Origin of the sequence: Methylophaga sp. UBA2689 (assembly GCA_002354555.1) — a bacterium.
GTDB lineage: Bacteria > Pseudomonadota > Gammaproteobacteria > Nitrosococcales > Methylophagaceae > Methylophaga.
The window spans coordinates 1-7,975 of the sequence record DELT01000049.1 but is presented as its reverse complement, the minus strand read 5'-3'; the positions used below and the strand labels follow the sequence as shown (position 1 = coordinate 7,975).

Annotated in this window: 8 protein-coding genes; 6 read left to right on the top strand and 2 right to left on the bottom strand. The window is 45.5% G+C overall.

Translation table 11 applies throughout. From position 1 onward, the window contains the following. On the bottom strand, nt 1-2,747 hold a 2,747-nt coding region (locus B3M51_RS05295), incomplete at its 3' end, for a DUF3683 domain-containing protein (protein WP_292757349.1). A 123-nt stretch (nt 2,748-2,870) separates the two neighbouring features. Between B3M51_RS05295 and B3M51_RS05290 the strand changes: the two genes are divergently transcribed. From B3M51_RS05290 to B3M51_RS05275, 4 genes are all read left to right on the top strand, one after another. Then, nucleotides 2,871-3,668 carry an undecaprenyl-diphosphate phosphatase gene (locus B3M51_RS05290; protein ID WP_292356484.1) on the top strand — a complete coding sequence of 266 codons (798 nt, stop codon included), beginning with the start codon at nt 2,871-2,873 and terminating at the stop codon, nt 3,666-3,668. An 86-nt stretch (nt 3,669-3,754) separates the two neighbouring features. Continuing rightward, the gene (rplM, locus tag B3M51_RS05285) at nt 3,755-4,183 is read left to right on the top strand and encodes a 50S ribosomal protein L13 (RefSeq protein WP_014705973.1); all 429 of its coding nucleotides are present in this window, start codon (nt 3,755-3,757) and stop codon (nt 4,181-4,183) included. A gap of 12 nt (nt 4,184-4,195) precedes the next feature. Further along, entirely contained in the window at nt 4,196-4,585 is a 390-nt protein-coding gene (rpsI, locus tag B3M51_RS05280) for a 30S ribosomal protein S9 (RefSeq protein WP_292356490.1), read from the top strand. A gap of 122 nt (nt 4,586-4,707) precedes the next feature. After that, nucleotides 4,708-5,196, top strand: a complete 489-nt coding sequence (locus B3M51_RS05275; RefSeq protein WP_292757347.1) for an acyloxyacyl hydrolase — start codon at nt 4,708-4,710, stop codon at nt 5,194-5,196. Nucleotides 5,197-5,209: 13 nt separating this feature from the next. On the opposite strand, the gene lpxL is transcribed toward B3M51_RS05275, so the two are convergent. Next, nucleotides 5,210-6,067, bottom strand: coding sequence for an LpxL/LpxP family Kdo(2)-lipid IV(A) lauroyl/palmitoleoyl acyltransferase (gene lpxL, locus B3M51_RS05270; RefSeq protein WP_292757345.1), 858 nt, complete (start codon nt 6,065-6,067; stop codon nt 5,210-5,212). A gap of 150 nt (nt 6,068-6,217) precedes the next feature. Between lpxL and waaA the strand changes: the two genes are divergently transcribed. Next, a complete protein-coding gene (gene waaA, locus B3M51_RS05265; protein WP_349676702.1) occupies nt 6,218-7,492 on the top strand; it encodes a lipid IV(A) 3-deoxy-D-manno-octulosonic acid transferase in 1,275 nt (424 codons plus the stop codon). Between the two features lie 7 nt (nt 7,493-7,499). Then, nucleotides 7,500-7,928 (top strand): tRNA adenosine(34) deaminase TadA, encoded by a 429-nt coding sequence (gene tadA / locus B3M51_RS05260; RefSeq protein ID WP_292757341.1) that lies wholly within the window; start codon nt 7,500-7,502, stop codon nt 7,926-7,928. Nucleotides 7,929-7,975: the final 47 nt, after the last annotated feature.

The following is a 7,975-nucleotide window of genomic DNA, read 5'->3' as shown; positions in this document are numbered from 1 at the left end:
GTACCCAGATTCACATGGCGTTTGCCCTGTTTCTTCAACACGGCACGCAGCTTCATTGACACGTCACCAAAGTCAATATTGACCGGACACGGATTCAGACAGCGGTGACAAACCGTGCAGTGATCAGCGACATCATTCATTTCCTCAAAATGACGTACTGAAATGCCGCGGCGTGTTTGTTCCTCATAGAGAAACGCTTCCATAATCAAACCGGTACCCAGAATTTTATCGCGTGGTGAATAATACAAATTGGCACGCGGTACATGGGTGGTACATTCTGGTTTACATTTACCGCAACGCAGACAGTCCTTGATATCGTTGTTAATCTCACCCAAATCACTGGCTTCAAGGATTAATGCTTCCTGCTGCAATAACCTCAACGATGGCGTGTAAGCGTTTTCCAAGCCTGAGCCAGCCAGCAATTTACCGGCATTAAAACGACCCAACGGATCCACTTTCTGTTTATAACCGGCAAATGCATCAATGGTCGCTTTATCCAGATATTGCATCTTGGTCAAACCAATTCCATGCTCACCTGAGATTACCCCACCCAGGTCACCCGCCAGCTTCATCACTCCATCAACAATCAATTCTGCTTCATGCATCATTTGATAGTCGTTTGAATTCACCGGAATATTGGTATGCACATTACCGTCACCGGCATGCATATGGGTGGCAACAAACAGTCGGCTTGAACGTAATTCTTTATGAATATCATCCAGCTTGTTACGCAACACTTCGAGAGATTGGCCCTGAAACAGTTCTTTCAGTGGTTTTTCCACCTCTTTACGGTAAGAGATACGTAAATCCCGGCGTTGCAATACATTAAATAAGGTATCGGTATCAGCCAGCAACTTAAGGACTTCATCGGATAACAACTCTTTGTGATTCAATGCGACAGAATCAAGGTTATCCAGGACTTCCTGCCAGCGGGTCTGTACCACACGTAAATGACTGCAGGCAGTATCAACTTTCGATTGCAGAATGGCATCATTCTCAGCGCTGTCATCAAGTTTTTTAATAGTTTGTTTCAGTTCTTTAGGCTGACTGCTCAAAAACTGCAGCACCGCCTCCACTATTCGCAACTTATTTTTAGTGGAATGAATGATGTTGATTCGCTCAATACCGTCGTTATATTCAGACAGCCGCTCAAGCGGAATGACCACGTCTTCATTAATTTTGAAGGCGTTGGTATGTTTGGCAATGGCTGCAGTACGCGCACGATCAGCCCAGAAACGGGCCCGTGCCTCAGGACTTACCGCAACAAAGCCTTCTCCCTCACGTGCATTCGATAGACGCACAACCTCAGAACTGGCTTCGGCTACTGCATTTTCATCATCGCCGACAATATCGATCAGTAATACCATTTTCGGTAACTCTGAACGTGGTGCCTTAGTGCTGTAATCAACTGCTTTGACGTAACGTTCGTCCAGATGCTCCATACCTGCGAGCAGCACTTTTTTGTTGTTATCGAGGAAGTTTTTGGTTTCCACAATCGCCGGCACGGCTTTGGTCAAATCGTTACCAAAGAATTCGAGACATACTGTACGAATAAACTGTGGCATACGGTGAAGGACAAACACCGCCGAAGTAATCAAGCCGTCGCAACCTTCTTTCTGAATGCCAGGTAAGCCACCCAAAAACTTGTTGGTTACATCTTTACCCAAGCCCAACTTGCGTAACTGCTGTGCAGGTATGGCAATCTCTTCAGGCGCTTCCAACAATGTTTTGCCATCTGGTTTATAACGGCTGATTCTGAAAGTCGCCATCTCAATATCATGGATTTTGCCCATATTGTGGTTTAGCCGTTCCACTTCCATCCAGGTCGCATCGGGAGTCACCATTCTCCAGGAAACCAGATTATCCAGTGCAGTTCCCCACATAACGGCTTTTTTACCGCCGGCATTCATCGCCACATTACCGCCGATAGTTGAGGCATCCTGAGACGTTGGATCCACAGCAAACACCAAACCATTTTTACCGGCAAGATCAGACAATCGACGGGTCACAACACCGGCTTCGGCGCGCACAGTAGCAACTTCATCATCACGTCCGGGAAGCTTGCGATAAACGACAGTCCCTAAGCCTTCCAGTTTTTCGGTATTAATAACGACGCTATCAGCAGTCAAAGGAATCGCACCACCGGTGTAGCCGGTACCGCCACCACGTGGAATGACGGTTAAACCCAACTCAATACTGGCAGCAATAATAGCGGCCATTTCTTCTTCGGTGTCAGGTTTGATAACGGCCAGTGGATATTCAACACGCCAGTCAGTGGCATCTGTCACATGTGACACACGAGATAATCCATCAAAGCAGATATTGTGTTTTTTGGTCACGCGGCTAAGACGGCGCATAACCACTTTGCGACGATCCGCCGTTGCCAGCAGTTCACGCTCAAATTTTTCTACTGCCTTGCGAGCTGCTTGCTCAAGCTGAAGTGCCAGTTGGTTATCATTTTCTGTAGCACGTTCACGTATTTGATCCAGACGATGATGCAAAGCATGGCGCAGCGAATCCCAGCGTTTGCGATTTTCAATCAAATCATCCTGTATATAAGGATTACGGGTGATAACCCACATGTCACCCAAAACTTCAAACAGCATTTTTGCACTGCGTCCAGTTTTGCGTTGTTCACGTAACTGTTGCAGAATTTCCCACATCGGTTCGCCCAGATAGCGGATGACAATTTCACGATCTGAGAAAGAAGTGTAGTTGTATGGAATTTCTCTTATACGAGTTGACATAATGGGTCAGCTAATCCTGATTGAGAAGTGATATTCAATCGAGAATTTTAACACGAAGCCAGCTATTATAAGACCCATTAATAATGAGCCTTTTGCCAGCGATGGCTATGTCATGAGAAAAATATGGAAATTATACAAATTATTGCACTTGCCCTACTCCAAGGCCTGACCGAGTTTTTACCCATTTCGAGCTCTGCTCATCTGATTCTGTTACCCATTATTGCCGGCTGGGAAGATCAGGGGCTTGCATTTGATGTCGCAGTACATGTGGGCACACTGACAGCGGTTATTTTTTATTTTCGAACAACCATCAGACAACTTGTCTTTGACTGGTTTCGCTCTCTGCAACAAAAACAAACTGTAGGTGAAAGTAAATTAGCCTGGGCCGTCATTATCGGTACCATTCCGGTTGGACTGGCCGGATTATTTTTGGATGATTTCATCGAGTTATTCTTACGTAGTCCGCTGGTTATTGCCGCAACAACAATTTTATTCGGACTGTTACTAGGTTGGGCAGACTGGAAAGGCAAGCGAAACCGCCAAGAAGATCAAATGAACTGGAAAGACATTTTTATTATTGGCTTCTCCCAGGCCTTGGCGCTAATACCGGGCACATCCCGCTCAGGCATCACCATGACCGCAGCATTGATGCTGGGATTAACGCGTGAAGCTGCTGCCCGCTTCTCATTTTTATTATCTATTCCGGTTATTTTTTTGGCAGGGGGCCTGGAAACAGTTAAACTGATCAAAGCTGATCAAGCAACGGACTGGTTTGCCCTAACTGCTGGCGCGGTTTTCTCGGCCATCAGTGCTTACATCTGTATCTTTTTGTTTCTTAAACTACTCGAACGGATAGGCATGTGGCCTTTTGTCATTTACCGCTTAGTACTGGGTGGCTTTTTGCTATTTATATTTAGTTAATTGCAGTTGACAGACTTTGCTTGAATCCGTAACATTCTCCCTCTTTATTTGACCGCATGCGTATATTTTCAGGAGCACCCCGCGGAATGAAAACCTTAAGTGCAAAACCAGCAGAAGTTCGTCGCGACTGGTTCGTAATTGATGCCGATGGCAAAACTCTGGGCCGTATGGCAACAGAAATCGCTCGCCGTCTGCGCGGCAAACACAAAGCTATTTATACACCTCACGTTGATACCGGCGATTACATTGTTGTTGTAAACGCTGAAAAACTGCGTGTTTCCGGCAACAAGATGAAAGATAAAATCTATTATCACCACACAGGTCACATTGGTGGTATCAAATCTATCTCGCTGGAAAAACAACTGGATAAAGCACCTGAGCGTGTCATCCAGACAGCAGTGAAAGGCATGTTGCCTAAAAATCCTCTGGGCCGTGCTATGTTCAGCAAACTGAAAGTGTATGCTGGTACTGAACATCCACACGCAGCTCAACAACCTAAAATGCTGGAAATTTAATCGGATAACGTCATGGCAGATTCTTACTACGCAACAGGCCGCCGCAAAAGCTCAACCGCTCGTGTATTCATGAAGCCAGGCAGCGGCAACATTACCATCAACACCCGCACTCTTGAAGATTACTTCGGTCGCGAAACATCTCGCATGGTGGTACGCCAACCACTCGAACTGGTTGAAATGACCGACAAAGTCGACCTTAACATCACCGTTCGTGGTGGTGGTAACAACGGTCAAGCTGGTGCGATTCGTCACGGTATCAGCCGCGCATTAGTCGAATATAACAGCGAACTGAAAACTGATTTACGTAGCGCCGGCTTCATCACTCGTGATGCTCGTGCCGTTGAACGTAAGAAAATCGGTTTGCATAAAGCTCGTAAGAAACCACAATTCTCTAAACGTTAATTCAACGTTTACGGGACAAAAAAACCACCTTCGGGTGGTTTTTTTTTGCATTTAACTTCTCAAAATGCATGAATCATGTTATCTAATAAACTGATTTTGATGAGTTAAAAGGGCAATAATTTATGATAAGAAAAAGCATTATCGGAATCATCGGATTACTAGGCTGTGTGAGCGTTCAGGCGGAATCTCCAGCAATCGCACTTTCTGCAGGAAGTTTTGAAGTTTTCGAAAGCAAAAATTCATTGGAACTGGGTATTGAGTATCGTTTTGCTGCACAGGAAACGTTCTTTAATGTCATTCCAGCACTTGGTATCAGCGCCAACTCGGATGGAGGCTATTGGGCCCATGCAGGCGGCAGGTATGATATTAGTTTGGGTGAGAAATGGATTCTGACGCCACAACTCGCAGTGGTCAGTTATGAAGATGGTGCTGGACAGGATTTGGGAAGCGGTTTCTTATTTCGCACAGGAATCGAGCTCGGTTACCGTATTGGTCAATCCTCCCGCTTGGCATTAACGCTTTATCATATGTCTAATGCGGATTTGGCAAAAAATAACCCTGGTTCAGAATCATTGATGCTGAGCTACAGTTTTTCACCGTTTAACCGCTAATAGGCTTTGAAGATCAACGGACCCTAGGCTTTTTGTAAAATAAGCCCTTGCCCTCAGGCTGGGTTTTAAATCGTCGATGTACCCATAAGTACTGCGTCGGCGATTTTTTTATTTCGGCCTCTACCCAGTCATTTACTCTTTGCGCATCAGCCAGTTCATCGCCTATAGGATAGTTTTCCCAGGCCGGTCCAATATCAATCGAATAATTTCCATTGGGTAAGCGTCTTGGTACATAAGGCACAACGGCTGCACCACTCATTTTGGCAAGTCTGGCTGTTGCTGGAATAGTGGCAGCATTTATACCAAAAAATTTGGCAAAAACACTGGTTCTTCGACCAAAATCCTGATCAGGTGCATACCATACGACCTTATTCTTTTTTAATGCCCTCAGCATGCCGCGCATATCTGCTTGTAAAATCGTCCCTTCGCTGTGACGTTGTCGCTGATGTAGCATCACCGCATTAAATAACGGACTTTTAAGTTCACGAAACATCACATAGCACGGCTGTTTCAACATGATCAGCCGTCCGCCCAATTCCATGCTGGTAAAGTGGCCGGTCAGTAACAGCACTCCCTTACCTTTAGCCAGAGCATTGTGAATATGTTCTAGACCATGATATTCCACCCGTTTTTCCAGGCTTTTATCACTGGCCCACCAACTTATAGCGGTCTCAATCGGCATCATGCCCATCGTCAACATATTTTCACTGAGCAGTTCTTTGCGTTCTTGCTGACTCATTTCAGGAAAGCATAATTCAAGATTTCGCCTGGCAACGCGCTCGCGATCTTTCATAAACAATCGCATTAAGCGGCCCAGACTATGACCCGCGAACAATTGCCAGGATTTTGGCAAATAGATTGAGATACGCATAAGAACCAGGCCAAGCCAATTTGGCCAAAAGCGCGGATGAAGGAATTTTTTACTGAGAATTTTCATCTGTTCGATAACAATACAAAACAGCGTCTATGCTATCATCCCAACTCAATTTAAGCTTAAAAAACTGCCTGCTGTGAGTCCAATTTGAAAGTTTTGTATTCAACCCTATTCTATCTTGCTCTGCCGTTCATATTGATTAGATTGATCTGGCGTGGATTTAAGGCACCTGCTTATTTTAAACGCTGGCATGAGCGGTTTGGACATATTCCTTCGCGAGCATCCAAGCAAAATCTAATCTGGGTTCATGCGGTATCTGTAGGGGAAGTCGAGGCTTGCCGTCCCCTTATTAAAGGATTACAGGATCGTTACCCTGAACATCAGATTCTTATAACGACAATGACTCCAACCGGTAGTGCCAGGGTAGAAAGCCTGTTTGCAGAAAATGTACTACATGTATATCTACCCTATGATTTACCGTTTGCTATCAGAGGTTTTCTTGATGCAATGCAGCCTCAGTTTGGCATTATTATGGAAACTGAACTCTGGCCTAACCTGATTCTAATTTGTGCTGAACGTTCAATTCCCATCGCAGTCGCCAACGCTAGGCTATCTGCCCGCAGTGCCAGGGGATATTTGAAAGTCGCCAAGTTAACACGGCAGATGTTACAAAACATTCCGCTCATTGCCGCCCAATCTCACAGTGACCGCGATCGTTTTGTTCAACTGGGTGCACATAAAGACAAAGTGCATGCCGTGGGCAATCTGAAATATGAAATCAGTTTACCGGCCAGTATTATTGAGCGTGCAGAGTCGATTAGAGCGTTATGGGGAAATCGCCCCGTATTTATTGCCGCCAGCACCCATGAAGGTGAAGAAGAACAGATACTGGATGCAGCCCGCAAAATCCGTGGTCAGTTTCGTGATTTATTGTTAATCATCGTTCCACGCCATCCTGAACGCTTTGATCGGGTGACGGCGCTGTGTCGTCGTTCAGGGTTAAATACACTGCGCAGAAGTGATGGCAAGCCATGTAGTAGTCAGGTTCAGGCGCTGGTTGTTGATAGCATGGGCGAATTATCCGTTTTTTATGGTACAGCCGATGTTGCATTTGTTGGGGGTAGCCTGATTAATCATGGCGGTCACAATATATTAGAACCTGCTGCTCTTTCCCGTCCCGTTATCACAGGCCCACATTATTTTAACTTTCTTGAAATAACCAGGCAGTTTCTAGAGCATCATGCGGCGATTGAGGTCAAAAATACTGATCAATTAGCTGATTCAGTTATCGAGTTATTAAAAGATCCACAACGACGCACTGAAATGGGAGATGCGGGTAAACACCTGATTGAACAAAGTAAAGGTGCCAGCCAGCGATTACTCAACCTCATTGATGTTCATATCAGTCATGTTCAACGATGAGTATTGGATGCGTCAGGCATTATTACTGGCGCATCAGGCAGAACAACATGGCGAGGTACCGGTCGGTGCGATTATAGTCCTGCAGGATGAACTCATTGGTTCCGGATGGAATCAACCTATCAGTCAACAGGATCCCACGGCTCACGCCGAGATTGTGGCATTACGTGCAGCCTGTACCAACCAACAAAACTACAGACTCCCCGGCTCCACAATGTATATCACGCTGGAGCCTTGCATCATGTGTGCAGGCGCGATTGTTCACGCCAGAATTGAGCGAGTAGTTTTCGCTGCTACTGAACCGAAAACCGGTGCGGCGGGCAGTTGTATGGATATCTTTAATACCAGTCAGCTAAACCATCGAGTTCAATATGAACATGGTGTGTTAGCTGAGGAAAGCAGCAAGCTGCTAAGGGATTTCTTTCGCGCAAAGCGGTAGACATCACACTTTTCTATTCTTCATTTGTAAGTTTTGGGAAATTTGAT

Bases quoted from the DNA above. Each gene is read 5' to 3' on its own strand.
- B3M51_RS05275 (WP_292757347.1), top strand. From the start codon at position 4,708: ATGATAAGAAAAAGCATTATCGGAATCATCGGATTACTAGGCTGTGTG.
- rplM (WP_014705973.1), top strand. From the start codon at position 3,755: ATGAAAACCTTAAGTGCAAAACCAGCAGAAGTTCGTCGCGACTGGTTC.
- B3M51_RS05290 (WP_292356484.1), top strand. From the start codon at position 2,871: ATGGAAATTATACAAATTATTGCACTTGCCCTACTCCAAGGCCTGACC.
- rpsI (WP_292356490.1), top strand. From the start codon at position 4,196: ATGGCAGATTCTTACTACGCAACAGGCCGCCGCAAAAGCTCAACCGCT.
- tadA (WP_292757341.1), top strand. From the start codon at position 7,500: ATGCGTCAGGCATTATTACTGGCGCATCAGGCAGAACAACATGGCGAG.
- lpxL (WP_292757345.1), bottom strand. From the start codon at position 6,067: ATGCGTATCTCAATCTATTTGCCAAAATCCTGGCAATTGTTCGCGGGT.